This is a genomic window from Streptomyces sp. NBC_01723 (genome assembly GCF_036246005.1).
Taxonomy (GTDB): domain Bacteria; phylum Actinomycetota; class Actinomycetes; order Streptomycetales; family Streptomycetaceae; genus Streptomyces.
In genome coordinates, this window is record NZ_CP109171.1 from 180,663 (window position 1) to 206,977 (window position 26,315).

Here is a 26,315-nt window from a genome sequence, read left to right on the forward strand (position 1 = left end):
TGAAGGTCTCCCCACATGCCCACCGAACCCGTCCCGCAAGAACCCGTCGCCATACCCACCGACCCGAAGTCGCGCATGGCGCCGACCCGGCGCACCTTCATCGCCACCGGCACGGCCGTCGGGACCGCCGTGGTCACCGGCACCGTCCTCGGCACCGACCTGCTGTCCGAGTCCAAGGCAGCAGCCGCCCCCTCGGCGCCCTCCAGCCTCCTCACCCTGACCGTCAACGGCACCCGCCACACGGTCACGGTCGACAACCGCACCTCCCTACTGGACCTGCTGCGCGAGCACCTCGATCTGACCGGGGCGAAGAAGGGCTGCGACGCCGGAGCCTGCGGGGCCTGCACCGTCCTGGTCGACGGACGCCGGCAGAACGCCTGCCTCACCCTCGCGGTCCGGCTGGAGGGGGCCGAAGTCACCACCATCGAGGGACTGGCCGACAGCGACCAACTCCACTCGCTGCAGCAGGCGTTCATCGACGAAGACGCCTTCCAGTGCGGCTACTGCACCCCCGGCCAGATCGTCTCCGGCGTCGGCTGCATCAAGGAGGGCCATACCGACTCCCCGGAGGAGATCCGGGAGTGGATGAGCGGCAACCTGTGCCGCTGCGGGTGCTACGTCAAGATCGTGCGCGCGGTGGAACAAGCCGCGGGCCGGAAGTGAGGGCCCGGCATCATGTATCCCTTTGACTACACCCGTGTCTCCGACACGGAAGAGGCCCTCGCCGCGGGCCGTCGCGGTGGCCGCTACATCGCCGGGGGCACCACCCTGGTCGACCTGATGCGCGAGACCGTCGAGCGCCCCGAGACGCTGGTCGACATCAGCGGCCTGCCGCTGGACGAGGTCACCGTCACCGAACGCGGCGGCCTGGGCATCGGTGCCCTGGTCACCATGTCGAAAGCCGCCGCCCACCCCAAGGTACGCACCCTCTTCCCGGTCGTCTCCCAGGCGCTGGAGCTGAGCGCGTCGGCGCAGCTGCGGAACATGGCCACCATCGGCGGGAACATCATGCAGCGCACCCGCTGCACCTACTTCCGCGACGTGACCGCTGCCTGCAACAAGCGCGCCCCGGGTTCGGGCTGCGCCGCCCGCGAAGGCTACAACCGCTCCCATGCCATCCTCGGCACCTCGGAAGTCTGCGTGGCGACCCACCCCTCCGACGTCGCCGTCGCGTTCGCCGCCCTGGAAGCCCGGGTTCATGTGCTGGGCGCCGACGGGCAACGGCAGATCCCGTTCGCCGACTTCCTGCTGCGCCCCGGCTCAACACCGAACCGGGAACAGGCGCTCAAGAGCGGCGAGTTGATCACCACAGTGGAGATTCCCGCTCTGCCCCGCCCGCTCGGGTCCGGATATCTGAAGGTCCGTGACCGGCAGTCCTACGAATTCGCCCTGACCTCGGCCGCCGTCGCCCTGCACGTGCGCCGCGGAGTGATCCGCGAGGCCAAGGTCGCGGCCGGCGCCGTGGGCACCGTCCCATGGAAGCTGCCCGCCGTCGAACAGCACCTCCTCGGCGAACGCCCCTCCCCATCCCTGTGGGCCGCCGCCGCCGCGAAGGCCGCGGACGGGGCCCGCCCGCTGGCCCACAACCGGTTCAAGACCGACCTGCTGAAGCGGACCGTCGAACGCCAGCTGCGCATCGTAGGAGGTACGAAGTGAGCCCCCAGCCGCAGGCAGCCGTCGGCGCCCCGCTCTCCCGCGTGGAGGGACGACTCAAGGTCACCGGCAAGGCCCCCTACGCCGCCGAGCACGACATCAAGGGCGCCGTCCACGCGGTCATCGTCGACGCGAGCATCGGCCGTGGCCGCATCGCCTCCATCAACACCAGTGACGCCCTGGCCCAGCCGGGCGTGCTGGCGGTGATCCACCACGGCAACGCGCCGAAACTCCCCTACAAGGACAACCCCGCCTCGAACAACCCGCCCGGCGGGCGCAGGCTGCGGGTCTTCCAGGACGACCAGGTCCTCTTCCACGGCCAGCCCGTCGCCGTCGTCGTCGCCACCACCCTGGAGGCCGCGCAGCACGGCGCGAGCCTGGTCAAGGTCGCCTACGACTCCGAGAAGCCGTCCACCGACCTGACGAAGGCGCAGGCGGACAAGCCGACCGAGTACGCACGCGGTGACGCGGCGGCGGCCCTGCGCTCGGCGCCTGTGCGGATCGATGCGACCTATCGGATGGCGCGCAACCACCACAACGCAATGGAGCCGCACGCCACCATCGCCCGCTGGAGTGGCAGCAAGCTGACCGTGTGGGACAAGACGCAGTGGGTGGTCGGCACGCAGACCGAACTGTCCACCGTCTTCGGCCTGCCCGCCGACTCCGTGCGGGTGATCTCGCCGTACGTCGGCGGCGGCTTCGGCAGCGGTCTGCGCTGCTGGCCCCACACCGTCGTCGCCGCCCTGGCCGCACGCGTGACGCGCCGCCCGGTCAAACTCGTCCTCAAGCGCCGGCAGCAGTACTTCAACACCGGCTTCCGCCCCTCCTACGAGTACCGGCTGAAGCTGGGCAGCAACCGGCAGGGCCGCCTGACGGCGATGGCCCACGAGATGGACGCCGAGACGTCCTCGTACGAGACGTTCACCGAATCCGTCCTGATACCGGGGCAGATGCTCTACAGCACGCCGAACGTCAGCCAGGCGTACCGGACGGTGCCGCTGGATGTGAACACCCCGCTCTACATGCGCGGCCCCGGCTTCGCCACCGCATCGTTCGTCATCGAATCGGCCATGGACGAACTCGCCGCCAAGCTCGGCATCGACCCGATCGAACTGCGCCGCCGCAACGAACCGTCCGAGGACGAGTCGAAGAACCTGCCCTTCTCCACCCGCCGGATGCGCGAGTGCTACACCATCGGGGCCCGCCAGTTCGGCTGGGACCAGCGCCGAGCCAAGCCCCGCTCGCGCCGTGAGGGTGACTGGCTGATCGGCATGGGCATGGCCGCCGGCGTCTACGACACCGCCCGCATGCCCGCCCAGGCCCGCATCCGTCTGGACGCGGACGGCACCGCGGTGGTCGACGCCGCCGCCAGCGACATGGGACCGGGCACCTACACCTCCCAGAGTCAGGTCGCCGCCGACGCCCTCGGCCTGACCATGCGCACCGTCACCTTCCGCCTCGGCGACTCCCTCTTCCCCCCGACCCCGCCGCACGGCGGATCGATGACCATGGCGAGCGTCGGCTCCGCCGTCCTCGACGGCTGCAACCAGGTCCGCCGCCAAGCCATCGAACTGGCCGTCGAAGACCGCGAGTCACCTCTGTACGGGGTGAGTGCCGATGACGTCGTCGTACGGGGCGGGCGGCTGCACACCAAGGACAACCCGGCGCAGGGCGAGACGTACCAGAGTCTGCTGACCCGAAACAGGCGTTCCCACCTGGAAGCAGACGGCGCTTACGCTGGTCCCGCGGCGAAGGAGCGGCACTCCTTCTACGCCTACAACGCCACCTTCGCCGAAGTCGCCGTCGACGCCGCCCTCGGTCTCGTGCGGGTGCGGCGCATGCTCGGCGTGTACGACGCAGGCCGCATCATCAGCCCCAAACTCGCCGAAAGCCAGGCGATCGGCGGCATCACCGGTGGCATCGGCACCGCCCTGCTGGAGCACACCGTCACCGACCACCGCGACGGCCGGATCGTGAACGCGAACCTGGCCGACTACCTCGTCCCCGTCAGCGCCGACGTCCCCGACGTCCAGGCCATCTACCTCGACGGCGACGACCGCGAAGCGGACCCGCTCGGCGTCAAGGGACTCGGCGAAGTCGTCCACGTCGGCGTCGCGCCCGCCATCGCCAACGCCGTTTTCAACGCCACCGGCCGCCGCGTACGCCAACTCCCCATCACGGCCGAAGCACTCCTGTAACCCGTGCACCCTGCGGTGCGCGGCGATCCGTCCGGCAGCACCCACACACACGGCGTCTGCCGGATCGCCGGGTCGCCGCCGCTCCGTCCCCCGTCGGACGGCGGCGGCCCACCCACCTCGTCCGACCACCGTGTTTCACCTGCGGAGAGAGCCCATGCTGAATATCGCGGACACACTGCACCACTGGTGCCGTGAGCATCGCACCAGGGCCGAGGCCATGCTGACGGTCAGGACAGCCCGGCGTGAAACAGGTAGGCGCATGGTGTTTCCCCTTCCGTTTCTCCCGTCCCACCAACAGCGGAGGCCCACGCCCATCCAGATGTCCTCCCCTTGGCCCCCCGGCTGGCCCCCGCTGAAGCCCGGAGGATGCCCACCGGGCCCAGTGGGTCTTGTCGCGTCGAGGGGGCCCTGCAGACAGCTCGGTGTGGGGCCGGGTGCGCTGTACCGGGCACCATGTCCTCCAGCATGATCCGTCGGACAGGGCCTAACCGCAGGGCACCGCGCCTTCGCGCTCTTTGGCCCTTGCACGCGCACGGACAGCGGACTCAGACCACTGATGGTCGCGCCTCACGGCCCCACCCACGCATCAGGCTCACCTCTGCGCTGCGGGCCCGGCCGCCGCGTCGCTCGGCGCCCTCGGTCACCACGCTCACGCCGTCGGCTGTCACGCACGTGGAATCGCGGACGGGCGGTGTGATTCGGCATGGCGCCTGACCTGGCGTGAGCGGTGCCTGCCTGAGCGGGGGATGCGCCCAGCTCGGTACGCCGAGACTGCCGTAGCACTGCTCTATTCCAGGGCCACAGTGCGGCGCTGCGGGTCATGGGTCGCCGGTCACGGGCGTAGCTGGTCCTAGATTCTGTCGTCAAATGTCACGCCCACATCAGGAGTGATGCGAGGGTGACCGCTGCTTCGTAGGACTCGGTGGTCTTGTCATAGCGGGTGGCGATCGATGCCGCGCCACTGTTTCAAACGGTTGAAGCACCGCTCCACGATGTTGCGCTGCTTGTAGACAGTGCGGTCGAAGACTGGCGGCCGGCCACCCCGGCTGCCGCGCCGGGCCCGGTTCCGGGTCTGATCGGCCCGCTCGGGAATGGTGTGCGGGAAGTTCTTGGGGCGGAGCCAGGTGCGGATCGCCTTCGAGCTGTAGCCCTTGTCGCCCAGGACGAGAGCGGGCCTAACCCGTGGCCGCCCGGCGAGGCGGGACACCCGGATCGCTTCCGTCACCGTGGTGAACTGGGTGCAGTCGTTGCTGTTCCCGCTCGTCACGACGAAGCTGAGCGGGCGGCCGGATCCGTCGCAGGCTAGGTGGGTCTTGCTGGTCAGACCACCCCGGGACGATCTGAGCGCCTGGTCACGGAGCCCCCTTTTTTTTCGTGCCCCGGCTGCGTGCTGGTGAGCCCGGACGACCGTGGAGTCGACGGACACCAGCCAGTCGATGTCACCCGCCGCATCCGCTTTCGCCCGAGTGGCCCGCAGCATCCGGTCGAACGTGCCGTCCGTCGCCCACCTGCGGAATCGGGTGTGGAGCGTGGCCCACGGCCCATAACGCTCAGGCACGTCCCGCCACGCTGTCCCGGTCCGGAACTTCCACACGATCCCGTTCAGGATCCTGCGGACGTCCATCCGCTTCCGCCCCCGCAGCAAAACGGGCAGCAGTAGCCGGACGAACTCCCGTTCGGCATTGGACATGGCATCAAACCCTAGTGCAAGGTGGCCGACCATCGGACCAGGCAGTCCACCTCGATCAGGCCAGGGCCCGGAAGTTCGACGGTGCCGCGGAAGGGCCCGTCGCATCCCTCCAGGGGCGTCGCTTCCCCACCACTGAGTGGCCGGTGTGAGAAGCCTGCGTACCCCTTGCCCACCTCCAGCTTCAACGTAGTGCGCTCACCGGTATACAGGAGGACATCCGGATGACGGCCCTCGACGCTCTTCACCAACTTGGGCAGCGAGCCTGCGGCGCGAAAGCCGATTTTCCAGCGGGGAAACGGCGAACCATTGGACATCTTCTTGACCTTGAGGTGCGTGTACTCCCTGGGCACGATCGCCCGTACACGGTGACCGCCGAGGTTGTGCTTCACGAGCATGCGGCCCTGTTCGAGCCGATCGGGAGTGTTGATCAGTCCGTAGACGTAGAAACCGGCGAGAGTCCCGCCCTTGATCTCTACCACTGTGGTCTCACTCTTCGGAGCGTGACTGACGGGAACCGTGCCGTTCCCCCGGCCCTGGTGGGGCAGTTCTATGTCCTGCATGCCCGCAGTCTGCCAGGGCCGGTCCTCCCAACAGAATCTTGGCGCGTTCCCGCCACTCGGACCCACGGCAGCCGAAAGACTGGGTGTCGTCAAGTCTCGTTGGGGGCGTCCAAGGGCCTGTCTTCAGTTGCGATCAAGCAGTCGGGTGGTTGCCGTCACGGACGACAGCCACCCGACCTTCACCTCCTGCCGCAGAGCCGGAGCCCGTGAGGCTCCGGCTGCGGCCGTACTCCGCGAGCGCGTAGAAAGCGGCTTTGGGCTCCCAGGGCAGGCCCGGGTACGCGATTCCGGTGCGGCCGCCGTCGAGGACCTTGACCACGCCGAAGGACGCCTTGTCGAAGTCACGGTCGTCATCGGCGGCCGAGTGCGGGAGGTCATAGCGGGCGAAGGTGTTGACGAAGGCCGCGTCGATCGCGGAGTCGTCGAGGATGTCGATGAGTTCACGCAAGTATGCGGCTTGTTCTCGTTCGTCACGGGCCACGGGGCTGGTGAACCGCACAGGACGGGCGTGGTCGTCCCACACGATGACGGCATCGCCCCGACCGCCGACATCAGCGGCCCCGCTGTAGGTGGTACAGCCGAACTCCGTGACAGCAGCCGGCTTGCCGTGTGCGGTCAATGCCCGCAGGCCGTCGGCCAGCCGGTCGCCGGTCCGCGCGTCGCGGTAGCCGGCGTCGGTGGCGACTATGTCGAACGGTGCCCAGTCCACCCCCTCGAAAGGAAGTGAGGCGTAGCCGATCCGGCCGCCGAACCTGGTACGCACCGCAGCGACCGCCTTGCCGAGGAAGGCGTTGACCTGGGCGGGTATTCCGGGCAGCGCGGCCCGCAATCGCTGCGGGTCGGCGAGGACGGCGGCGCGTTCCTCGAACGTGTCGCCGGGGAGCATGCCGACGGTGAAGAGGGAGATCTCCGAGCCGGCAAGGAAGACGACCTCCGCACCTTCGCGCCGTAGCCGTTCGGCGCGTTCGGCGCCGTCCGTGAGGAAGTCCAAGAGTTCTCCGGCGGTGAGACCGTTGGTGAAGGGCGAGTACCACACCTCCAGTTGAGCATCGGCCGCGTGTCGCGCGGCCGTCTCAAGTCGGTCGCGGTCTCCGCCGGTGACACGTACAGCGTCACAGCCCAGCTCGTTGCGGATGATCTGCATTTCACGGCGAACGACAGCGGGGTCGAAGGGCTCGCGGGTGGTGGTGCCCGCGTTGGTGAAGCCTGTGTCGTAAGTGATGCCGAAGGTGCGCACGACGGAACTCTCCTCACGATGTACGGTACACATCGTACCGTATTAGGTACGCGGCGTACCCTCAAGGTCACGGGAGGGGACGCGCGAGACCGCCGGAAAGTACGCTCCATACCGAGATTCAGATGTGCGGGGCGAGAGAGGACGGCCGGTGGCACAGGCCAGGAGGAAACTGCGGCAGACCACGGTGACCCGGCGACGCGGGGCCGAGCTGGAGGAGGCCATCCTGCAAGCGGCTGCCGAGGTACTGGAGGAGTCCGGCGTCCCGGCCCTGACGATGGACGAAGTGGCCCGGCGGGCCGGAACGAACAAGAACGCGCTGTACCGGCGCTGGCCCAACCGCGTCGCGCTCGGTGCGGCGGCGTACCGCCGGCTGGCCGCGCCCGAGACTGCGCCCCCGGATACCGGCTCGCTGCGCGGCGACGCCCTGGAGATGCTGCGGCGCGCGAACAGCACCTGGTCATCGCCCTACGGGGAGATCCTGCGCGGTCTGATCGCCGCCGCCGGCAGCACTCCGGAACTCCTGACCGAACTGCGCGACCCGATGGCGCAAAGCGCGCACGAGGCAGCCTGGCTGACCATGCTCAGCCGGGCGGTGGCCCGCGGAGACGCCGCGCCCGAGGCGCTACACCCGCGAGTCGCGTACACGCCCATGGCACTGCTGCGCAACGAGTACGTCATGCTCGGACTCCCCACCGCGCCCGACGCCGTCCTCACCGAGATCGTCGACGATGTCTTCCTGCCCCTGGTCCATGGACGAGGCTCCCAGGGCGGCACATCAGCCTTGCATGGCCAGTCGTGATCACGCAGGAGCCGGGGGCTGTGCAGCCAAAGCATCGCCCCCCGCGCAGGTGGAGCCCGGCAACGTAGCAGGTGCCAGGCCGTCTGCCCCCAAGTTCGGCCGCCCCTACATACTGCTGCGCGGGGCGTCCAGGAAGGCTCCCCTCCTACCCCAGGTGGCCATCCAGCTGGACGACCAGCCAGATCCTCCCCGTGTCGGTGGCGCGGCGGCTGGTCCTGTCGGCAGGACGCCCTAGTTGCACAGTCCACGCGCAGCCCCATGCGGCGGCGCCGGCCACAGACGGTCCCGGGCGGCTCATCGAACTCCTGGCGGCCTGCCCGCGGGAGCCACCAGACAGCTCCCCGCGCCGGACACCTACGCCATGACCGAGGCCCGCCGTCTCAGCACGGCCACGACCCCCTTACTCCACCGAAAACGCCTCCCGGTGGTCCTCGGCCCACACCCTGAACGAACGCGCCGGACGGCCGGTAATGCGACCGACCGTGTCATCCACACCGGCCTTGGCCCCGGCACGCTGCCGCTCCGCCCCGGCCACCAGCGCCTCGACGATCTCCGCGCAATGACGCTCCCGCAAACGGGCGCGCGCCAGATCGAGCGTCAACTCCTCAAAGCGCAGCGGCCGCCCCAGCACCCGGCCCAGTTCCGCCGTCTGCTCGACGGCCGTCAGCGGCCGCGGTCCGGTCAGCGTGTGAATCCTGCCTTCATGCCCCTCCCCGGTCAGTGCACACACCGCCACCGCAGCGACATCACGCGGGTCGACGCAGGCATTGGCCGACGTCCCGTACAGCGCGCGCACCACCCCCTCGGAGGCCACCGACCCAGCCCAGGACAGAGCATTCGACATGAACGAGCGAGGCCGCAGCACCGTCCACCCCATCCCGGAATCCTGCAGCAACTCCTCCGCCCTACGCTGCCAACGAGTGATCACGTCGTCCGCACCCCCGTCCGCGACAGCAGCCGCCGACACCTTCACCACATGCCGGACCCCCGCCACACGCGCGGCACGCAAGAAACGCGCGTCATCGTCCCCGCCCACCCTGCTGGTCACCAGGAACGCGCGGCCCACCCCCCGCAGAGCACGGTCCAAAGACGCCGGATCCGCATAGTCACCCGCCACGACCTCCCAACCAACAGCCCTCTCCCCCACCCGTGAAGGGACCCTGGCCATCACGCGCACAGCAAGGTCGCGCGGAAGCCGGCGCACCACTTCCCGCCCCACCGTCCCGGTAGCGCCCGTCACCAAAATCACCACAGCCCCCTCCACGAGCCCACGACATGCCCGGTCACCGAAACAGCCGCCCGTCCCTTGAGACCCCTAGGGACACCACCTGTAAGATACATACTGGACGGTTTTTTTGCGGAATCACTGCACAACCCGAGACACCCCAGACCACGAACGCATCAAAACACCAGGAGGCCCGCACCATGGCGAAACAGGACCGCGCCATCCGCACCCGCCAGACCATCCTCACAGCAGCCGCCAAGGTCTTCGAAGAACGCGGCTATCAGGCTGCCACCATCGCCGAAATCCTCCAGACCGCAGGCGTCACCAAAGGCGCCCTCTACTTCCACTTCACCTCCAAGGAACACCTCGCCCAAGGCGTCCTGCACGAGCAGGACCAGCAGTTCCTCATCCCCGCCCGCGCCTGCAAACTCCAGGAACTCGCCGACGAAGTCCTCCTCCACGCCTACCGCCTCCAAACCGACCCCATGGTCCGCGCCGGCGTCCGCCTCACCATGGACCAGCACGCCGAGGACCTCGACCGCACCGGCCCCTTCCTCCGCTGGAGCCACATCTGCCAACAACGTCTGGAAAAGGCCCAGACCCAAGGCGAACTCCTCCCCCACGTCATCCCCTCCGTCACCGCCGACATCATCGTCGCCACCTTCGCCGGCGTGCAGTCCATGTCCCAAACCGTCAGCGACTACCAAGACCTCCAAACCCGCACCACCCAACTCCTACGTCACATCCTCCCCAGCATCACCCAACCCCCCGTCCTCGCCTCCCTCGACCTCACCGAACAACGCGGCCACCACGTCCACGAAGAAATTCACCACCACACCCAACCCACCACCACCCACTGACCCCCACCCACACACGTCAGACAGACACCCCAGCACGGGCGTCGGAGTCAGCCACGCGCCCGGCCGGTGCCGCCGACGACCCGCACCCGAAGTACCGCACCAGCACCTCCTCAAGCCGTTCACCGCCGCGCCCTTGCCCGGACTCGGACCCGGCGCCACCACCCGCCCACGCCACATACCCGTCCGGCCGCAGCAGCACCGCGTCACACGCCACCTCCCCCACCGGCGCCACCCGCACCCGGCGCACCACATCTCCCCACGCCCCCGCCCGCCGTCCATACGTCCCACCCCGCTCACCGAAAAGCAGCAACAGCCACCCGCCCCCACGCAGCAGAGCCACCACGTCCGACGGCCCCTGCTCCGTACGCAGCGCCACATTCGGCAAGAACCTCCCCTCCCACACCCCACCACTCCCCGGGACGCACCCTGCCACGGGTGGTAGCACCGCATCCTGACCACTGATCAGGTCACTCAGATACCGGCTTCCCTCACCCCCCGCAGCCACCACCCCCGCGAACACCGAGCGCAGCGCCTCCGCCTCCGGTCGCGCACGCATCAACGCCAACTGCGCCAGCGTCACCTCGATCACCCGCAAAGCAGCCGGACGCCGCTCCTGGTCATATGTGTCCAACAGCCCCGCCCCCGCCCGCCCCCGCACCGCCAGCGCCAGCTTCCACCCCAGATTCAGCGCATCCTGCACCCCCAGGCTCAACCCCTGTGCCCCCACCGGGAAGTGCAGGTGCGCCGCATCCCCCGCGAGGAAGATCCGGCCCCGTCCGAAACACTCCGCCAGCCGCGAGAAGTCACTGAAGCGGCTCAGCCAGCGCACCTCCCCGAACCCCACCTCACGACCCGCAATCCGCGCCACCTCTCTGCGCAACTCCCCCTCCGACGGCGGCACATCGCGCCCGGCATGTACACCTGAGCAGTCGAGAGTCCTGATGTGGGTTCCCGCCCCAGGGATGTCGTGCGCGACGATCCAGCCATGCGGAGTGCGGTGCCACCCCAGGCCCGGAACATCCGCATCGTCCAGCCTGACCAGTCCGGACAGCCCGGACGTCGTGGCCTCATAGGTACGGGCCGCAAAGCCCGCCATTTCCCGGACCGCACCACGCCCGCCGTCCGCCCCCACGAGGTACAGAGCAGTGCACTCGACAGGCCCGAGCGGCCCCTCCGCCAGGACCCGCACACGGTCCAGGTCCTGGAACACCTGCGTGACGCGGTGTTCACGCAGCACCCGCACCCCGGCCGCCCGCGCCTGCTGCTCAAACAGCCGCTCGAGGTCGGCCTGCGGCCGTTTCAGAACGGGCCCCGGCTCCGAGGCCGAGGCCGTGATCGTCAGCCCGGGAACTCCACCGAAGCGGAAGGGCACTTCGGCTTCGGCAGCGCTCGACATCCCCTGCGGCACGAGTTCCGTGAAGTACCCCCGCCTGGCCAGGCCCTGCAGAGCCCTCGCATGGAGCACCCTCGCCTTGGGCCGATCACAGACCGAGCCTCGCGCCTCCAGGACAACGGTGCGGACTCCCCGGCCACCGAGCTCGGCCGCCAGCAGCATGCCGACCGGCCCACCACCAACGATGACGACCTGTGCACGCAGACGACTCTCCACCGCAGGACCTCCCCTAGTCCTCAGGGATTACGCACTGCCAGCAGCACGAACGCCCCAGCCGCCGGCCCGGTCACAAGAACGCACGCGCTCCACGCCCCTGCCTTGCGCGGCGAAGAACAACGGCCTCACAAACCCCCATAAGACCGACGGCGCGCGACCAGAAAATATACCGATGAGGCGGTTCTTTACAATGCCCCCACAGCATCACTACTCGGCGATCACGACCAGAGGGGCAGTGCCTGTGGGCAGGCTTCGAGTCCCCTACACGTCTGCACGGCGGCCTGCAATGGCTCTCCACCAGGCACGGTGCGCTCCTGCCCCCGTCGTCCTCCCCGGGCCGCCTACGAACGGTGTCGCCGTCGCACCGCACCAGCAACCGGCGTGCGACGGGAACGCGACTCACCAGCGGCCCGGCGGAGGAAGCCGAAAGCCGTCAGCTCACTGCCTGCTTCACCAGAGCGGCGATCCGCTCCTCCACCTCCGGCGTGACCTCGGTCAGCGCGAAGGCGGCCGCCCACATGCTGCCCTCGTCCAGGTTCGCGTTGTCGCTGAACCCGAGCGTCGCGTAGCGGGCCTTGAACTTCGCCGCGCTCTGGAAGAAACAGACCAGCTTGCCGTCCAGCGCATAGGCCGGCATCCCGTACCACAGCTTCGGCGCGAGCTCCGGCACGCTCTCCAGGACCACCGCATGGACGCGCTCGGCCATCACACGGTCCGAGTCCTGCATCTCGGCGATCTTCGCAAGCACGTCCTTCTCCGCCAACGCCGCCTTGTCCGCTCGCGAACCGCGCCGCGCCGCCGCCTTCTGCTCCTTGGCGTGGTCCTTCATCGCGGCCCGCTCCTCGGCCGAGAAGCCTTCATACGTGCTCTTCTCAGTACTGCTCATGTGTCCTCCGCAGCCCGTCGGTCACGCCCGCCCGACCCAATGCGCCTCGACGAGCCCGTCTCTCCACCCAGTACAACACCCGTCGCGCACAGAATTCTTGATGCGCGCTCAAGGAACCCTCAAGCCGCAGCCACCGCGCGAGCGGCCGGCCTCCCAGCACGTCCAGTCCCCCCCACCACCCCGCGTCGATTCCGCAGCAAATGACCTTGAGGATCGGCGCCGCGAGCGCATCCCATCGACACGACTCCGGAGTCCACGAAGGTGCCGGTGCGTCCTGCGGCGGGTGAGGCGTGCTCCGGATTTCCTACGCTTTCGCCCGGTCGCAGCCGCCCGGAATGTCGAGGGCTGACGCCCTGTCCTGCGGTGACACACTTCCTTCGTGGCGCGGACGCCTCCGAACCAATGCGTCGTCCCTTTACATATCTGGCCTGGGGTGGGTACCTGCCCCGCCGTACGAGATCAGCGAGTGGGAGTTCGGGGCACGAAAGTGGAATGGGTGCGAGGCTGCGGGGCATGGCTGCGAAGGGCGTGGGATGCGCCTGGACACGAGCGGAACACTGCGCTTCTGATCGGGAAGAGCGCACTGGCGGCGACACTGGCGTGGTGGACGGCGCAGGACCTCCTGCACGCGGCCTCGCCGGCGTTCGCACCGTTCTCCGCAGTACTGATCATGAATGCGACGATCTACCAGTCGGTTTGGCAGGCGTTGCGCTACACCGCCGCGGTAACGGTCGGGGTGGCCGTGCAGGCGGCCGTCGGGTTCGTCGCCGGCCCGGACCTCGTCGCGTTCGTCATGGTCGCCGTGATCGCCCTGGCCATCGGACAATGGCCGGCCCTGGGCGAGCAGCGCTCGCAGGTCGCCACCGCGGCCTTCTTCGCCTTCTCCACCTACGCCGCCGCGACCAGCACCGGCGAGCGGGTGACCGAGCTCGGGCAGATCGTCCTGCTGGTGCTCGTCGGATGCGGTCTCGGCCTCCTCGTGAACCTGACCATCGCGCCGCCGCTGCGGTACCGCGGCGCCGAGCATGGTCTCCAGGTCCTGGCCGCCGAGATCGAGAGCCTGCTTGACGACATGGCGGACGGCCTGCGCTCGGGCGACGTGGACGCCGAGCGGGCCAAGCAGTGGCGTGCCGCCGGCGAAAGCGCGCAACGGGCGGTGGAACAGGCGCGGGCGGGACTGGTCACCGCAGAGAACAGCCTCCCCTTCAACCCGCGCCGCCTGCTGCCCGCCCACCGCCGGTACCTGACGTTCGGGCGGTACCAGCGGAGCGTCGACGCTCTGGAACGCGCGGTCTACCAACTGGGTTCCCTCACCCGCAGCCTCGGGCGCTGGCGCGAGACCGAGAGCACTTACACCTACGCGCCCACCTTGCGCGCGTATGCGAATTTCGCGAGCAGTCTCCGCGACATCGCCCACATCATGGCCTCGCTCGAGGCCGACAGCCTCAGCGAACAGGCCGAGGAGATGTGCCGCCTGGCCACGATCGCCCAGGACGCCCTGGAGAACGTGCTCACGGCGGCCAACGACGACTCACTCCCTCTGTCGGACCCCTCCCGGCCCTACGGAGTCCTCGTCGTCGAGGCCACCCGGCTGATGGAGGAGTTCCAGAACACCTGCGACGTCCTCAAGTCCACCGCCGACGAATGAGCACGAGCCGTGACCGACGTCTCTGACCGGCGCGGTGTGGTGAGCGCGGTCCGGTCCCGGGGCTCCACATGACGTGGCGGGGCGGACCCGCGCGCCGGTGGCTCGTGTCCGATGCGCCGGTCGGGCGAGCGTGCCGGACCTCCCGGGTGCGCCGGTGTCCGCCGAGTGGGGCGGCTCGGCATGATGTGGCGTCCGCGGGACTCCGTGGTCGAGGAGTCGGCGCCGGTGGGCCGTCGGGGAAGGGTGAGGATGCCGAGACTGCCGTCACTCACCCAGTCGTTCGGCGGAAGTGGGCGTGCGGTGCGGGTGGCGCTCGCCGCGGCCGCCGGCTTCTACCCTGCGGCGTACCTCATGGACCGGCCGGTCGTCGCTCTGTACGCCCTCTTCACCCCCATCGCCTTCGGCACCCTGTCCTCGCTGCCGGGCTCGGGGCGCCACCGCGCGAGCAGCGTGCTGCGGGCCGCGCCCGCCGCCGCGGCGCTGGTCGCGCTCGGGACCGCCCTCGCGGTGACGACATGGGCGGCGGCCGTGGGCATGCTCCTCGTCACCCTCGCCCTGACGTTCGGTGCGGCCTGTGCCCCGCGGCTCGCGAGCGTCGTACCCGGGCTGCAGCTCTGCTACATCCTGGCCTGCTTCCCGCCCTACGCCCCCGCCAGCCTGCCCGAGCGGCTGCTGGGCCTGCTCTTCGGAGCCACAGCGCTGGTGGTGGGTGAGCTGCTGCTGTTCCCGTCGCCGCGGCGGCCCTCTTACGCCGAGCGGATCGCGGGCGCCCTTGACCTGGCGGCCCACACGACCCGGCTGCTGCTCCGGGCCGAATCCGTCGACGACGCGACGGCCCGCCGACTGCGGACGACCGGGCGGGATCTGCGATTCTCCCGACAACCCCACGAGTGCCGGCCGACCGGTGCCGGCCGGACCGACCGGGCACTGGCCCAGGCGGGGTCGGCCGCGCGACGGCTGCTCGACCAGCTGGCCGCACTCGGTGGACTCCCGCCCGCTCCCGCCGACACCGCCTCGCAGACCCTGCTGCACGGCATCGCGGCGACCTGCTCCGACACCGCGACTGTGCTGCGCGGTGGCCGTTCCGTCCGGGGTGCCGAGTTCCTCGAGGAGATGACGGCGCGGTTCCTGGACGAGCGGGCCGGCGGGCCGGAGGGCCGCGGCGATCCTCCCCCAGCGCTCCTGCGGCGTAGGTCGACGCTGCTGACGGTGGCGGCCTCGGCGGTGACCGTGCGCACCGCCGCGGACCTCGCGACGGGCGGCGACCGGGCGGTGCCCGGGCTCCCGCACGAGCAGTTCTGGTATGCGAGGGTGCCTGCGGCGCGCCTGTGGCTCGTGCGCGCCCGCGGTAATCTCACGCCGCGCTCGGTCGTGTTCCAAAATGCGGTGCGTACGGCGCTGGGGCTCGCGCTCGCCCGTCTGGTGGCCGGGTCGCTGGACCTGTCGCACGGCTTCTGGGTGCTGCTGAGCGTGCTCACCCTGGCGCGGACGACGGCGGTCGGCACCTGGTCGGCCGTGCGATCGGCCGCGGCGGGCACGCTGGTCGGTGCCGTCCTCGCGGGGGCGTTCATCATCGGGGCGGGTGACGCGACCGCGGTCTACGCCGCTCTGCTGGTGCCGATGATGGTGATCGCCTTCTCGGTGGGACCCGTTGGCGGACCCGCGTGGGCGCAGGGCCTGTTCACCCTGGTGGTGTCGACGGCGTTCGCCCAGATCGCCCCGGTGACGTGGCGGCTGGAGGAGGCTCGCCTGGTGGACGTGCTGACCGGCAGCGGCATCGGGCTCGTGTGCGGGCTCCTCGCGTGGCCGGCCGGGGCACGCACCGAGATGCGGCGCAGTGTGGCCGCATTGCTGCGGGCCACGGCGCCCGTGGTGAGGGACACCGCCGACGCCGTGATCGGCCGCCGCGCCGTGCCGAGCGCCGACCCCGCGGAGCGGCCCACGGCCGGCTCCCTGTGGCCCGCCCTGCATCGGCTGCGCATCGCAGAGGCGGCGTACGCGCAGTTCCGCACGGAGCCCGCGCTCCGGTCGGACGACGACGGCCCGGACTGGCTCGCCGCCCTCAACTACGGTTCGCGCGTGCTCAACGGCGCCTTCTGGCTGCCGCCGTCGCAGGGCGTACCCGATTTTCCGCCAGACGCACAGCGGTGGGTGGAGACGGCAGGGCAGCAGGTGGCGGCTGCCGCACTGCGGGCCGCCGATCTCCCTTCGCCGGGGATCACGTTCCGGCTCGCACCGCTGTCCCCGGCCGTCCGGTCGGCGACGTCGCCCGGGGCCCGGTCCCTCCTGGTCGACCTGGAGGTGTGGCTGCACGCCCTCGCCGCGGATCTCGCCACCGCGACCGGCGCAGGCCGTCCGGGGCCTGCCGACGCAACGTACCGGCAGGGGCAGTGAGGGCTGTGTGACGGCGGGATCGGCATGCCTGCGCCTGTCCCCCACCGGGGCCGAGCGTGCCTGCTATCCTCGGCAGCCGCGTAGACCGTCTATCGAGGAGTTTCAGACGTGGTGGGTGACGACGACATCTCCGGGTGAGATCCGGAATTGACGGCCACCGGCCGGCGCTCGGGAGCGCTGCCGAGGTGGCCCGTCCTGTCGTACCCCTTTTCCCACGTCTGCCCAGGGCAGGGGACAACACTCTGCCCTCGTTTCCTCAGAGGTCTCCACTTCATGTCCGACGCCGCCATCGTCTGTTCGAACCTCTCCTTCGCCTGGCCCGACGGCACACAGGTCTTCGACGATTTGTCCTTCACCGTGTCGTCCGGACGCACCGGTCTGGTCGCCCCCAACGGTTCCGGCAAGTCCACCCTGCTCAAGCTGATCGCCGGTGAACTCCGGCCGCGCACCGGCTCGGTGTCGGTCAGCGGTACCCTCGGACACCTCCCGCAGAGCCTGCCGCTGACGGTGGATCTCACGGTCGCCGAGGTGCTCGGCGTCGCCGAAGTGATCCGCGCGCTGGACGCCGTGGAATCCGGGGACGTCGACGAGAGGCACTTCGCCACCATCGGCGACGACTGGGACGTCGAGGAACGCACCCGCGCGCAGCTCGACCGTCTGGGCCTGACCGACCTCGCACTGGACCGCAGCCTCACCACGCTCAGCGGCGGCCAGGTCGTCTCCCTCGGCCTCGCCGCCCAACTGCTCAGGCGGCCCGACGTCCTCCTCCTCGACGAGCCCACCAACAATCTCGACGCGGAGGCCCGGCACAAGCTGTACGACGCCCTGTCGGACTTCACCGGCTGCCTGCTCCTGGTCAGCCACGACCGCGCGCTCCTGGACCGCATGGAGCGCGTCGCGGAACTCGGCAGCGACGAACTGCGCCTTTACGGCGGCAACTTCACCGAGTACGAAGCGGCCGTACTCGCCGAGCAGGAGGGCGCCGAGAAGAACGTCCGCAGAGCCGAGCAGGAACTCAAGCGCGAGAAGAGGGAGATGCGGCAGGCCCGTGAACGCGCCGAGCGCCGCGCCGGCAACGCACAGCGGAACCTGAAGAACGCCGGTCTGCCCCGGATCTTCGCGGGGAACATGAAGCGTGGCGCGCAGGAGGCCGCGGGCAAAGCCGGCACGATGCACGCCGCCCGGGTCAGCGAGGCCAAGGCCCGCCTCGACGAGGCCGGCCGCGCCCTGCGCGAAGAGGTCAAGCTGAGCCTGGAACTGCCCGACACCCAGGTGCCCGCCGGACGCAACCTGTTCCTCGGCGAGGGCATGCAGGTGCGGCTCGGTGACGCGGACGTGTTCGCCGCGAACGGCGTCCACCTCACCGTCCGGGGCCCGGAGCGCATCGCGCTGACCGGCCCCAACGGCGCCGGGAAGTCCACTTTGATGCGGCTGATCACCGGCGACCTCCTCCCGGACAGCGGAGAGATCAAGCGCTACGACGGACGGATCGCCCACCTCTCGCAGCGGCTGGACCTGCTGGACCTGCGCCGTACGGTGGCGGAGAACTTCGCCGAGTTCGCCCCGGAGCGACCCGAGGGGGAGCGGATGAATCTGCTCGCCCGGTTTCTCTTCCGTGGCCCGCGTGCGCATCTGCCGGTCGGTGTGCTCTCCGGCGGTGAGCGGCTGCGCGCCACCCTGGCGTGCGTCCTGTGTGCGGAACCGGCACCCCATCTGCTGCTGCTCGACGAGCCGACGAACAACCTCGACCTCGTCAGCGTCGGCCAGTTGGAGGGCGCGCTCAACTCCTACCAGGGCGCGTTCATGGTGGTCAGCCACGACGAGCGGTTCCTCGCCGAGATCGAGATCACCCGGCGGCTGCGGCTGGCCGAAGGGACGCTGGAGGAAGCCGAGGCTCCGGCGGTGTGAGCCGTCACGCGTGACGCGGCCCGCGTCCGAGGCCCGGTGCCCGGCGGGGCGACCACCGATCACGGAGGACGACCGAGTACATGCCACAGCCCGCACTTCTCGCCCACGACATCATCCGCAACCTGGGTGGACGCCGTATCCTCGACGGTGTCTCACTGACCGCCTCCCCTGGCCGCCGCATCGGCCTGATCGGGGAGAACGGTGCCGGTAAGTCCACCCTGCTGCGGGTCCTCGCCGGGGTGGACGCACCCGACGAGGGCAGCGTCACCCGCCCCGCCGACCTCGGCTTCCTCCACCAGGAGATGCCTTTCGACGCGGGTACGACCGTCGCAGCCGTCCTGGACGAGGCGCTGCGCGAGGCCCGGGAGGACCTCGCCGAGCTGGACCGTCTGGGCGGGGAACTCGCCCGGGTACCCGACGACGACCCCGGCCACCGAGACGTCCTCGACGCCTACGGCAAGCGCCTGGAGCAGGTCCAGGACCGGGAGTCGTGGGACGCCGACCGCCGCGCCGCCCTGGTCCTGGACGGGCTGGGTCTCGGCGCCGTGGACCATGCCCGCACGCTCGGCTCGCTCTCGGGCGGGCAGCGCGGCCGGCTAGCCCTGGCCGCGCTGCTCGTCCGGCGGCCCTCGGCGCTGCTCCTGGACGAGCCGACCAACCACCTGGACGACGGTGCCGCCGCGTTCCTGGAGGAGCACGTCCGCTCGATGCCCGGGGCCGTCGTGTTCGCCAGCCACGACCGAGCGTTCCTCGACGCTGTCTGCACCGACCTGATCGACCTCGACCCGGCCGTGGACGGCCCGGTCCGCTACGGCGGCGATTACAGCGCCTACCTGTTCCAGAGGCGCGCGGAGCGGGAACGCTGGGAGCGGCGGTACGCCGAGGAGCAGGAGGAACTGGAGGAGCTGCGCATGTCGGCGGGGGTGACCGCGCACCGGGTGGCTCCGGACCGGGGTCGCACCGACAACGAGAAGATGGGCTACGGCCACCGGGCGGGCCGGGTCCAGGCGTCGATCTCCCGCCGGGTGCGCAACGCCACCCGGCGGCTGGAGGAACTGGAGCGCGTACGGGTCGGCGAGCCGCCGCGGCCCCTGCGGTTCGCGGCCGGCGATCTGGCGGCCCGGGCGGACGAGGACCCTCGGCCACTGGTCGCTCTGCGCGACGTACGAGTGCCGGGGCGACTCGCGCTGGACGGGCTGGAGGTGGCCGCCACCGACCGGCTGCTGGTCACGGGCGGCAACGGAGCGGGGAAGTCGACGCTGCTGGCCGTGCTCTCGGGGCGGATGACGGTCACCGAGGGCGAGGTGCGCCGCCGGCGCGGTCTGTCGGTGGCGCTGCTCGCCCAGGACAGCGTCTTCGACCGTCCCGAGCGCACGGTCCGTGACACGTACGACACGGCGCTGGGCGCCGCCCGGGCGGAGAGGGTGCCGCTGGTGTCGTTGGGTCTGCTGCACGAGGCCGACCTGGACAAGCCGGTCGGGCGGCTCTCGGTGGGTCAGCGTCGTCGGCTGGCGCTGGCGCTGCTGGTCGCCCGTCCGCCCCAGTTGGTCTTGCTGGACGAGCCGACCAACCACCTCTCCCCCAGGCTGTGCGACGAACTGGAGGACGCGCTGGCCACCGGACCGGGTGCGATCGTGGTCGCCGGCCACGACCGCTGGCTGCGCCGCCGTTGGCGCGGTCGCGAGATTCGGCTGGTCCCGGAGCACGAGCGGCGGACCACGCCGGTGCGGCGATAGGGAGGCAGGGCCGTCAGGGCGACGGAATGCGCAGGACGAGGAGCGCCACGTCGTCGTCGTTGTCGGCGGGACGGGCACGCCGCAGTAGCTGGTCGGCGAAGCTGTCCAGCGGACGGTGGGCCAAGGAGGCCGCATGCCGGCGCAGGTTCTCCATCCCGGTGTCCAGGGCGTGGGTGCGGGACTCGATCAGGCCGTCGGTGTAGAAGACGAGGGTGGAATCGGGAGGCAGGACGATGTGGGCGTCGGTCCGGGACTGCTTCATCGAGGTGCCCAGGAGCAGACCGCGGGCCTCGTCCAGATACCGGGTCAGGCCGTTGTGGTCGACGAGGAGAGGCGGCGGATGCCCGGCGTTGGTCCATCGAAGGTGCCACACCCCGGCGGGATCCGGCTTCAGGCGGGCCAGGATCATGGTGGCCATGCGGACATCGGTGATGTGAGCCAGGGCCTGGTCGAGTTCCTCGACGATGCCCTGCGGCGGCCGGTCCTCGGACCAGGCGAACGCGCGCAGCATGTTGCGCAGTTGTGCCATGCCGGCCGCGGCCTCGAGGTCGTGTCCGACCACGTCGCCGATGACCAGTGCCGTATCGCGGCAGGGCAGCGGGAAGGCGTCGTACCAGTCTCCGCCGATGTGCGACGCATCCGGCGCGGCCAGGTAGCGCGCCGTCATCGCGATACCCGGCAGCTGCGGGAGCTGGGGCAACAGGTATCGCTGCATGGTCTCGGCGACCTGCGCCTGGCGGTGGTAGTGACGTCCGTTCTCCAGAGCCAGGCCTACGCGTCGGGCGATGTCCTCGAGCAGGGTGAGGTCGTCCGCGGTGAAGTCCTGGTCGCTTGCGTCCGAGCGCCCCAGCGTGAGGGCACCGACGACCTCCCGGGGACCGCGGATGGGAGCGATGGCCGCGGTCCTGATCCCGGTGGCCGCGAACAGTCTGCGCTGCTCCACCGCGATGCCGCTGTCGGGAGGCCCCTGGTAGGTCTCCGGCCCGGCCAAGTTCGAGGCGACACCGCGCAAGGCCCGGGACAACGGCATGGGTGAGTGCTCGGAGACCGGCGGCATGGGGCCTTGGAGGTCCTCGCGTCTCACGAGCTTCCCCTCCTCGGCGTGGACCACCATGTGCCGCGAGACCTCTTCGGCCTCTGTGACCAGGTCGATGACGGCCCAGTCCGCGAGACGCGGCACGATCAGGGCGACTACGCGATGAAGTGCTTCGTCGACATCGATGTTGGAGATCAGCTGAGCCGTGGTGTCGGCGAGCAGCGCCAGCCGCTCCAGCACCGACAAGGAAGCGGGCGCCGCGGGGCCCGGTTCCTCCTGGTCCGTACGGTCGGACATGGCCGCCCCTTTGGTCGCGAAGAAGGAGGGCTGCTCTCACTCACAGCCGGACCTGCAACCGGCCACGAGAGCCGAGGAAGCATTTGTAACACGAACACACGCGCCGCCGGCCGGCCGCAGGGTCCCACCGCGGTCAGTCCGTCGAGGCGGGCGGTGCACTCAGCGAGGCGATGCAGTCCCTGAGCAGGCGCCGCATCTGGTCCTGGTCGGCCGCGTTCAGGTTGGCCAGCATGTCCTGCTCGACGCGGCGGACCGCGGCGCTGGCCGCCGCGAGCTGGCGACGCCCGGCGGCGGTCAGCTCCGTGGGCAGGGCCCTGCCCACGGGTGCCTGTGCCGCGCGGACGACGAGTCCCTGTCGTTCGAGGGCCTGCAGGAGCACGTTCATGGACTGCCGGGTGACGAAGGTGCCGCGCGCAAGCTCGGAATTGGACAGGCCCGGCCGCTGGGCGAGCAGTTCCAGACAGGAGTAGTGGGTGATCGTCATGCCCATCGGTTTCAGCACGGCCTCCATGGCGGAGTGCAGGGCGCTCGAGGCCGCTTTCAACATGTACCCCAACGACGTGTCCAGCTCGATCCCGGGCTCACCTTGACTCATGTCAGCAGTCTGACATACCGTGAGGCATGTCAGGAGACTGACATCGAATGAAAGGTAAGGATCATGGCCGTCACCGGACCCGACTTCATCTCGCTGCAGGTGCGCGACCTGGAGCGCTCTGCCGCCTTCTACGAGCAGCACCTGGGGCTGAAGCGCTCGGCCGCGGGACCGCCGCACGCCGTAGTGTTCGACACCAAGCCGATCGCGTTCGCCGTACGCGACATCGTGGAGGGCGTAGACCTGGACGCGATCGCGCAGCCCGGCCAGGGAATGGCCCTCTGGCTGCACGCACCCGACGCGCAGGACATCCACGACGCCCTCGCCGCCACCGGCACGACGATCGTCTCGGCACCCGTCGACGGGCCGTTCGGCCGCACCTTCACTTTCGCCGACCCCGACGGCTATCAGGTGACCCTCCACGACCGCGGCTGAGCCGAGCGCCCGGACGCGTCGGCCCCGGGCGGCGTCGCCCTAGGGTCTGTCGTCAAATAATCTTCGGTCGGAGATCATGGTCGGGTGATACGTCGCCATGAACTCTCCGATGCCGAATGGGCGTTCGTGCAGCCGCTGCTGCCCCGGTCCGAGCGAGGCCGCAGGCGGCTGGACGACCGGACGGTCCTCAACGGGATCGTGTGGAAGTTCCGGACCGGTACGGCTTGGCGGGACGTGCCCGAGCGGTACGGTTCCTGGGCCACGCTGCACACCCGCTTCCGCCGGTGGGCCAAGGACGGCACCTTCGAGCGGATGCTCCGGGCTGCCCAGGCCAAGGCCGACGCGGCCGGGGACATCGAGTGGCTGGTGTCGGTCGACTCCACGATCGTCCGGGCCCACCAGCACGCGGCCGGAGCGCGAAAAGGGGGCTCCGGACCCCGGGACTCGGCCGGTCCAGAGGCGGCCTGACCAGCAAGATCCACCTGGCCTGCGACGCTGTGGGCCGACCGCTCGCCTTCACCGTCACCGGCGGCAACACCAACGACTGCACCCAGTTCACCGCCGTGATGGAGGCGATCCGGGTGCCCCGGCTGGGGCCGGGCCGGCCCCGGGTCCGACCCGGCCACGTCATCGGCGACAAGGGCTACAGCTCCAAGGCCATACGCACCTGGCTGCGGCAGCGGAACATCCGGCACACCATCCCGGAACGGTCCGATCAGACCCGCAACCGGCTCCGACGCGGCAGCCGTGGCGGACGCCCGCCGGCCTTCGACAAGCAGGTCTACAAGCGGCGCAACGTCGTCGAACGGTGCTTCAACCGCCTCAAGCAATGGCGCGGCATCGCCACCCGCTACGACAAGACCGCCGAGTCCTTCCGGGCAGCCGTCACCCTCGCATCGCTGCTGATGTGGGCGTGACATTTGACGACAACTCCTAGGGCGACGAGTCCGTGGTGGTCGGTCGCGGTCCCGTCGGCGCGGGCCGCGTGCCCGAGGGAGCGGGTCCGCACGAGAGCTCGTCGGCCCACAGTGGATGCTCCCGCTCGGCCCACGCCCGCGTGACCGAACCCGTTCGCATGCCCCGCCGGGCCTCGGGATCGGCGAGGGCCATCCCGACGTGGCCCGCCAGGACGATGCCCAGGGTCAGGGCCAGCCAGTCGTGGACGAACGTGGCACTGGTGCGCCACACCAGGGGCGTGAGGTGGGTGAACCACATCATCAGCCCGGTGCCCAGCATCACCAGCGTCGCGCCCGCCACCCAGGCCGCGTAGATCTTCTGCCCCGCGTTGAACTTGTGCGCGGGACGGGAGGCCCGCCGTCCGTCCCTGCGCAGGACGGCGAGCAGCCAGCGCCGGTCGTGCGGGCCGAAGCGGTTCAGCAGACCAAGGTCCGTGCGCAGGGCGCGCGAACCCAGCGCGGCCAGGACCGGAACCGGAAGAGCCACACCGGCCCACTGGTGCACGGTGACCACGAGGGCCCTGCGGCCCACGAGTTGGGCGAGCTGCGGAACGTACAGGCAGGCCGCGGTCAGCACGCACACGCCCATCAGCCCGGCCGTCACGCGGTGGGCCCAGCGTTCGGTGGGGCTGAACCGCGGCACGCGGGCGGAGGCGGGAGGGGAGTCAGGTAGTCGGCTCATCGTCCCGTCCGTTCGAACGGCCCACCCAGGCGTCGACGTCGTAGCCGCGCTCCTCCCAGTAGCCCGGCCGGACGTTCTTCGTGAGCGTGATTCCGGAGAGCCACTTGGCGGACTTGTAGAAGTACATGGGTGCCACGTACAGGCGCACCGGGCCGCCATGCGCGTGGCCGAGGTCCTCGTCCCTCATGCGCAGGGCGACCAGGACGTCCGCGCGGCGGGCCTGTTCCAGGGTGAGGCTCTCCGAGTACGCGCCGTCGAAGCAGGTGAAGCGCACCGCGCCCGCCGTCCCGCGTACCCCCGCGGCATCCAGCAGCTCGGACAGACGCACCCCCTCGAAGGCGGTGCTCGGGACCCGCCACCCGGTGACGCACTGGACGTCGCGCACCATGCGGGTCTGGGGCAGCGCCCTGAGATCGGCCAGGGAGTACGTCGTCGGTCGATCGACCAGGCCGTCCACAGTGAGCCCGTAGCTCCTGGCGTCCTTGTGCGGTACGGAGGAGGTGACCGAGTAGTAGCGGAAGCCGCCGCCGTTGGGGAGGAGGTCCGTCAGGCCGGTGGGGTCCCGTTGGGCGGCGCCGCCCAGGAACGCCTCCATACCGCGTTGCAGCGTGGGTGCGGCGACGACCCCGAGCGCTCCGAGGCCGAGGGTGCCGAGGAACACGCGCCGGCCCACGGGAGCGCCGTTCCTCTCGGGTGGTTCAGGATTCACCTTGTCATTGGAGCACCCCGGGGGTCACTGGGCCAGGGGACCCGGGACGACGTCAGACTTCGGTAATCCGACCGCCCCGGACCGGCGGCGCACCGCCCTTGCTCCGGCGCGTGCAGCGGACCGGCCAAGACCAACTGTTCGGCGCGGCAGTGCATCGATTCGCCGGGTGACTGACGCCGACGGCGATCGCGACGCCGACGCCGAACTGTGAATCTTGGCGCCGCATCGACAACCGATCGGCAGAACCTGGCAGCTCTGACTCCGATTCCTCATCCGTCTATCGTTCTCCATGCCGCTTCGTCGTATCGTGACCAGCGCCGTCGGACCCCTCGCACTCGGTCTCGTCTCGGTCGGCACGCTCGCCCTGGGCGCCGGCCCAGACGCAGCTCCGTGCGACAGCGCGGCGTCGGCCTCCCTCATCAGCCCCGGCCGAGTACGCCGAACTCGATGCCCTCCGGGTCCGTCAGCACGATCCAGGAAACGTCGCCCTGGCCCACGTCGGTCCGGGTCGCGCCGAGGCCCTCGAGCCGGGCGATCTCCGTCGCCCGGTCCTCGACGGGGTCGGACATCAGGTCGAGGTGGACCCGGTTCCCCACCTCGTCGTCGGGTGTGCGCCGGAACTCCAGGCACGGTCCGTCGCCCCTGGCCGAGCGCAGCAGGGCGCGGTCGTCGGTCAGTTCGTGCACGGTCCGGTCGATCGCCTCGCCCCAGAACCCGACCATGACCCGTGGATCGGCGCCTGCGACGACCACCGCGGCTACCGGCCCCGTGTCCCTGTAGCGCTCCTGGGGCTCCAGGACCCTGAACACGTTGCCTTCCGGGTCGGCCTGCAGGGTCCTCGGCAGATCGCCCCGGCCGACGTCGGCGAGCCTCGCACCGAGTTCCTTCAGCCGGGGACCAGCTCCGCCTCGTGCGCGTCGGAGGTGGTGGCGAGCTCGAGGTGGATGCGGTACCTCACCGACTCCGGGTCGGGCACGCGGACGAGATCGATACAGACGGCGGAGGAATCCGGCCAGTCGAACCCCTCGGGTTCCGGGTTGGTGCCGCCCGGTCCTTCACTGGACACACCCCAGCCGAGCGCCTTCGCCCAGAACCCTCCGGGCGCGGCGTCGTCCTCGGCCTTGAGGTTCACCTGAACAAGTTGCAACGTCATTCAGGACACCATGGGCGAGCGGTGCGCGTAGGGTCTCGGGTTGGCGGGCAGA

At 70.2% G+C, this 26,315-nt stretch carries 20 protein-coding genes and 2 pseudogenes; 11 read left to right on the forward strand and 11 right to left on the reverse strand.

Annotation, left to right across the window (positions count from 1 at the left end; genetic code table 11):
- Nucleotides 1–15 precede the first annotated feature (15 nt).
- Genes OIE75_RS00860 through OIE75_RS00870 form a run of 3 tightly spaced genes read left to right on the forward strand, consistent with a single transcriptional unit; the run spans nt 16 to nt 3,851 of the window.
- Entirely contained in the window at nt 16–663 is a 648-nt protein-coding gene (locus OIE75_RS00860; RefSeq protein ID WP_329468993.1) for a (2Fe-2S)-binding protein, read from the forward strand.
- Between the two features lie 12 nt (nt 664–675).
- On the forward strand, nt 676–1,656 hold the full coding sequence (locus tag OIE75_RS00865) for an FAD binding domain-containing protein (RefSeq protein ID WP_329468994.1): 981 nt from the start codon (nt 676–678) through the stop codon (nt 1,654–1,656).
- On the forward strand, nt 1,653–3,851 hold the full coding sequence (locus OIE75_RS00870) for a xanthine dehydrogenase family protein molybdopterin-binding subunit (protein ID WP_329468995.1): 2,199 nt from the start codon (nt 1,653–1,655) through the stop codon (nt 3,849–3,851). The genes OIE75_RS00865 and OIE75_RS00870 overlap by 4 nt, the downstream gene beginning before the upstream one ends.
- Nucleotides 3,852–4,721: 870 nt before the next feature.
- Here the strand turns inward: OIE75_RS00870 and OIE75_RS00875 are convergent.
- From OIE75_RS00875 to OIE75_RS00885, 3 genes and pseudogenes are all read right to left on the reverse strand, one after another.
- A pseudogene (locus tag OIE75_RS00875) lies at nt 4,722–5,574 on the reverse strand (IS5 family transposase).
- On the reverse strand, nt 5,553–6,101 hold the full coding sequence (locus OIE75_RS00880) for a hypothetical protein (protein ID WP_307008804.1): 549 nt from the start codon (nt 6,099–6,101) through the stop codon (nt 5,553–5,555). Before OIE75_RS00880 ends, OIE75_RS00875 begins: the two are co-directional and overlap by 22 nt.
- Nucleotides 6,102–6,234: 133 nt before the next feature.
- On the reverse strand, nt 6,235–7,338 hold the full coding sequence (locus tag OIE75_RS00885) for a hypothetical protein (protein ID WP_329468996.1): 1,104 nt from the start codon (nt 7,336–7,338) through the stop codon (nt 6,235–6,237).
- 148 nt (nt 7,339–7,486) lie between these two features.
- Here OIE75_RS00885 and OIE75_RS00890 point away from each other — a divergent pair, with 148 nt between their 5' ends.
- Nucleotides 7,487–8,137 (forward strand): TetR/AcrR family transcriptional regulator, encoded by a 651-nt coding sequence (locus OIE75_RS00890; RefSeq protein ID WP_329468997.1) that lies wholly within the window; start codon nt 7,487–7,489, stop codon nt 8,135–8,137.
- Nucleotides 8,138–8,537: 400 nt separating this feature from the next.
- On the opposite strand, the gene OIE75_RS00895 is transcribed toward OIE75_RS00890, so the two are convergent.
- Nucleotides 8,538–9,386: an NAD(P)H-binding protein gene (locus tag OIE75_RS00895; protein WP_329473910.1), complete on the reverse strand. Its 849-nt coding sequence runs from the start codon at nt 9,384–9,386 to the stop codon at nt 8,538–8,540.
- Nucleotides 9,387–9,562: 176 nt separating this feature from the next.
- Here OIE75_RS00895 and OIE75_RS00900 point away from each other — a divergent pair, with 176 nt between their 5' ends.
- Nucleotides 9,563–10,222 carry a ScbR family autoregulator-binding transcription factor gene (locus OIE75_RS00900; protein WP_307008807.1) on the forward strand — a complete coding sequence of 220 codons (660 nt, stop codon included), beginning with the start codon at nt 9,563–9,565 and terminating at the stop codon, nt 10,220–10,222.
- Between the two features lie 16 nt (nt 10,223–10,238).
- Here OIE75_RS00900 and OIE75_RS00905 read toward each other — a convergent pair whose 3' ends face one another.
- Entirely contained in the window at nt 10,239–11,831 is a 1,593-nt protein-coding gene (locus tag OIE75_RS00905; RefSeq protein WP_329468998.1) for an FAD-dependent monooxygenase, read from the reverse strand.
- A gap of 433 nt (nt 11,832–12,264) precedes the next feature.
- Nucleotides 12,265–12,717, reverse strand: coding sequence for an iron chaperone (locus tag OIE75_RS00910; protein WP_307008809.1), 453 nt, complete (start codon nt 12,715–12,717; stop codon nt 12,265–12,267).
- A gap of 496 nt (nt 12,718–13,213) precedes the next feature.
- Here OIE75_RS00910 and OIE75_RS00915 point away from each other — a divergent pair, with 496 nt between their 5' ends.
- The 4 genes from OIE75_RS00915 (at nt 13,214) to OIE75_RS00930 (ending at nt 20,403) form a co-directional block, all read left to right on the forward strand.
- Nucleotides 13,214–14,365, forward strand: coding sequence for an FUSC family protein (locus OIE75_RS00915; RefSeq protein ID WP_307008810.1), 1,152 nt, complete (start codon nt 13,214–13,216; stop codon nt 14,363–14,365).
- A gap of 249 nt (nt 14,366–14,614) precedes the next feature.
- On the forward strand, nt 14,615–16,759 hold the full coding sequence (locus OIE75_RS00920) for an FUSC family protein (protein WP_329469000.1): 2,145 nt from the start codon (nt 14,615–14,617) through the stop codon (nt 16,757–16,759).
- Between the two features lie 273 nt (nt 16,760–17,032).
- Nucleotides 17,033–18,667, forward strand: coding sequence for an ABC-F family ATP-binding cassette domain-containing protein (locus OIE75_RS00925; RefSeq protein ID WP_329469001.1), 1,635 nt, complete (start codon nt 17,033–17,035; stop codon nt 18,665–18,667).
- Nucleotides 18,668–18,747: 80 nt separating this feature from the next.
- Nucleotides 18,748–20,403, forward strand: coding sequence for an ABC-F family ATP-binding cassette domain-containing protein (locus tag OIE75_RS00930; protein ID WP_329469002.1), 1,656 nt, complete (start codon nt 18,748–18,750; stop codon nt 20,401–20,403).
- Between the two features lie 13 nt (nt 20,404–20,416).
- On the opposite strand, the gene OIE75_RS00935 is transcribed toward OIE75_RS00930, so the two are convergent.
- Nucleotides 20,417–21,736 (reverse strand): PP2C family protein-serine/threonine phosphatase, encoded by a 1,320-nt coding sequence (locus OIE75_RS00935; protein ID WP_329469003.1) that lies wholly within the window; start codon nt 21,734–21,736, stop codon nt 20,417–20,419.
- 133 nt (nt 21,737–21,869) lie between these two features.
- The gene (locus OIE75_RS00940; protein WP_307008815.1) at nt 21,870–22,331 is read right to left on the reverse strand and encodes a MarR family winged helix-turn-helix transcriptional regulator; all 462 of its coding nucleotides are present in this window, start codon (nt 22,329–22,331) and stop codon (nt 21,870–21,872) included.
- Between the two features lie 63 nt (nt 22,332–22,394).
- On the opposite strand from OIE75_RS00940, the gene OIE75_RS00945 reads away from it, so the two are divergent.
- Nucleotides 22,395–22,763 (forward strand): VOC family protein, encoded by a 369-nt coding sequence (locus OIE75_RS00945; protein ID WP_307008816.1) that lies wholly within the window; start codon nt 22,395–22,397, stop codon nt 22,761–22,763.
- Between the two features lie 87 nt (nt 22,764–22,850).
- Nucleotides 22,851–23,680 (forward strand): IS5 family transposase gene (locus OIE75_RS00950; RefSeq protein ID WP_443078435.1). Its coding sequence is split into 2 segments (ribosomal slippage): nt 22,851–23,190 and nt 23,190–23,680, totalling 831 coding nucleotides; the frame shifts between segments, so codons are not numbered across the junction.
- A 16-nt stretch (nt 23,681–23,696) separates the two neighbouring features.
- Here OIE75_RS00950 and OIE75_RS00955 read toward each other — a convergent pair.
- The 3 genes and pseudogenes from OIE75_RS00955 to OIE75_RS00965 all read right to left on the reverse strand — a co-directional run bounded on the left by OIE75_RS00955 (nt 23,697) and on the right by OIE75_RS00965 (nt 26,263).
- The gene (locus OIE75_RS00955) at nt 23,697–24,401 is read right to left on the reverse strand and encodes a cytochrome b/b6 domain-containing protein (RefSeq protein ID WP_329469005.1); all 705 of its coding nucleotides are present in this window, start codon (nt 24,399–24,401) and stop codon (nt 23,697–23,699) included.
- The gene (locus OIE75_RS00960) at nt 24,385–25,110 is read right to left on the reverse strand and encodes a molybdopterin-dependent oxidoreductase (protein WP_307008818.1); all 726 of its coding nucleotides are present in this window, start codon (nt 25,108–25,110) and stop codon (nt 24,385–24,387) included. The genes OIE75_RS00955 and OIE75_RS00960 overlap by 17 nt, the downstream gene beginning before the upstream one ends.
- 419 nt (nt 25,111–25,529) lie before the next feature.
- Nucleotides 25,530–26,263: pseudogene (locus OIE75_RS00965) on the reverse strand (VOC family protein).
- Between the last annotated feature and the right edge of the window lie 52 nt (nt 26,264–26,315).

Excerpts from the sequence above, each read along its gene's own strand:
- OIE75_RS00860 (WP_329468993.1), top strand. The coding sequence starts at position 16 with ATGCCCACCGAACCCGTCCCGCAAGAACCCGTCGCCATACCCACCGAC.
- OIE75_RS00865 (WP_329468994.1), top strand. The coding sequence starts at position 676 with ATGTATCCCTTTGACTACACCCGTGTCTCCGACACGGAAGAGGCCCTC.
- OIE75_RS00880 (WP_307008804.1), bottom strand. The coding sequence starts at position 6,101 with ATGCAGGACATAGAACTGCCCCACCAGGGCCGGGGGAACGGCACGGTT.
- OIE75_RS00900 (WP_307008807.1), top strand. The coding sequence starts at position 9,563 with ATGGCGAAACAGGACCGCGCCATCCGCACCCGCCAGACCATCCTCACA.
- OIE75_RS00910 (WP_307008809.1), bottom strand. The coding sequence starts at position 12,717 with ATGAGCAGTACTGAGAAGAGCACGTATGAAGGCTTCTCGGCCGAGGAG.
- OIE75_RS00920 (WP_329469000.1), top strand. The coding sequence starts at position 14,615 with ATGCCGAGACTGCCGTCACTCACCCAGTCGTTCGGCGGAAGTGGGCGT.
- OIE75_RS00925 (WP_329469001.1), top strand. The coding sequence starts at position 17,033 with ATGTCCGACGCCGCCATCGTCTGTTCGAACCTCTCCTTCGCCTGGCCC.
- OIE75_RS00930 (WP_329469002.1), top strand. The coding sequence starts at position 18,748 with ATGCCACAGCCCGCACTTCTCGCCCACGACATCATCCGCAACCTGGGT.
- OIE75_RS00935 (WP_329469003.1), bottom strand. The coding sequence starts at position 21,736 with ATGTCCGACCGTACGGACCAGGAGGAACCGGGCCCCGCGGCGCCCGCT.
- OIE75_RS00940 (WP_307008815.1), bottom strand. The coding sequence starts at position 22,331 with ATGAGTCAAGGTGAGCCCGGGATCGAGCTGGACACGTCGTTGGGGTAC.
- OIE75_RS00945 (WP_307008816.1), top strand. The coding sequence starts at position 22,395 with ATGGCCGTCACCGGACCCGACTTCATCTCGCTGCAGGTGCGCGACCTG.
- OIE75_RS00955 (WP_329469005.1), bottom strand. The coding sequence starts at position 24,401 with ATGAGCCGACTACCTGACTCCCCTCCCGCCTCCGCCCGCGTGCCGCGG.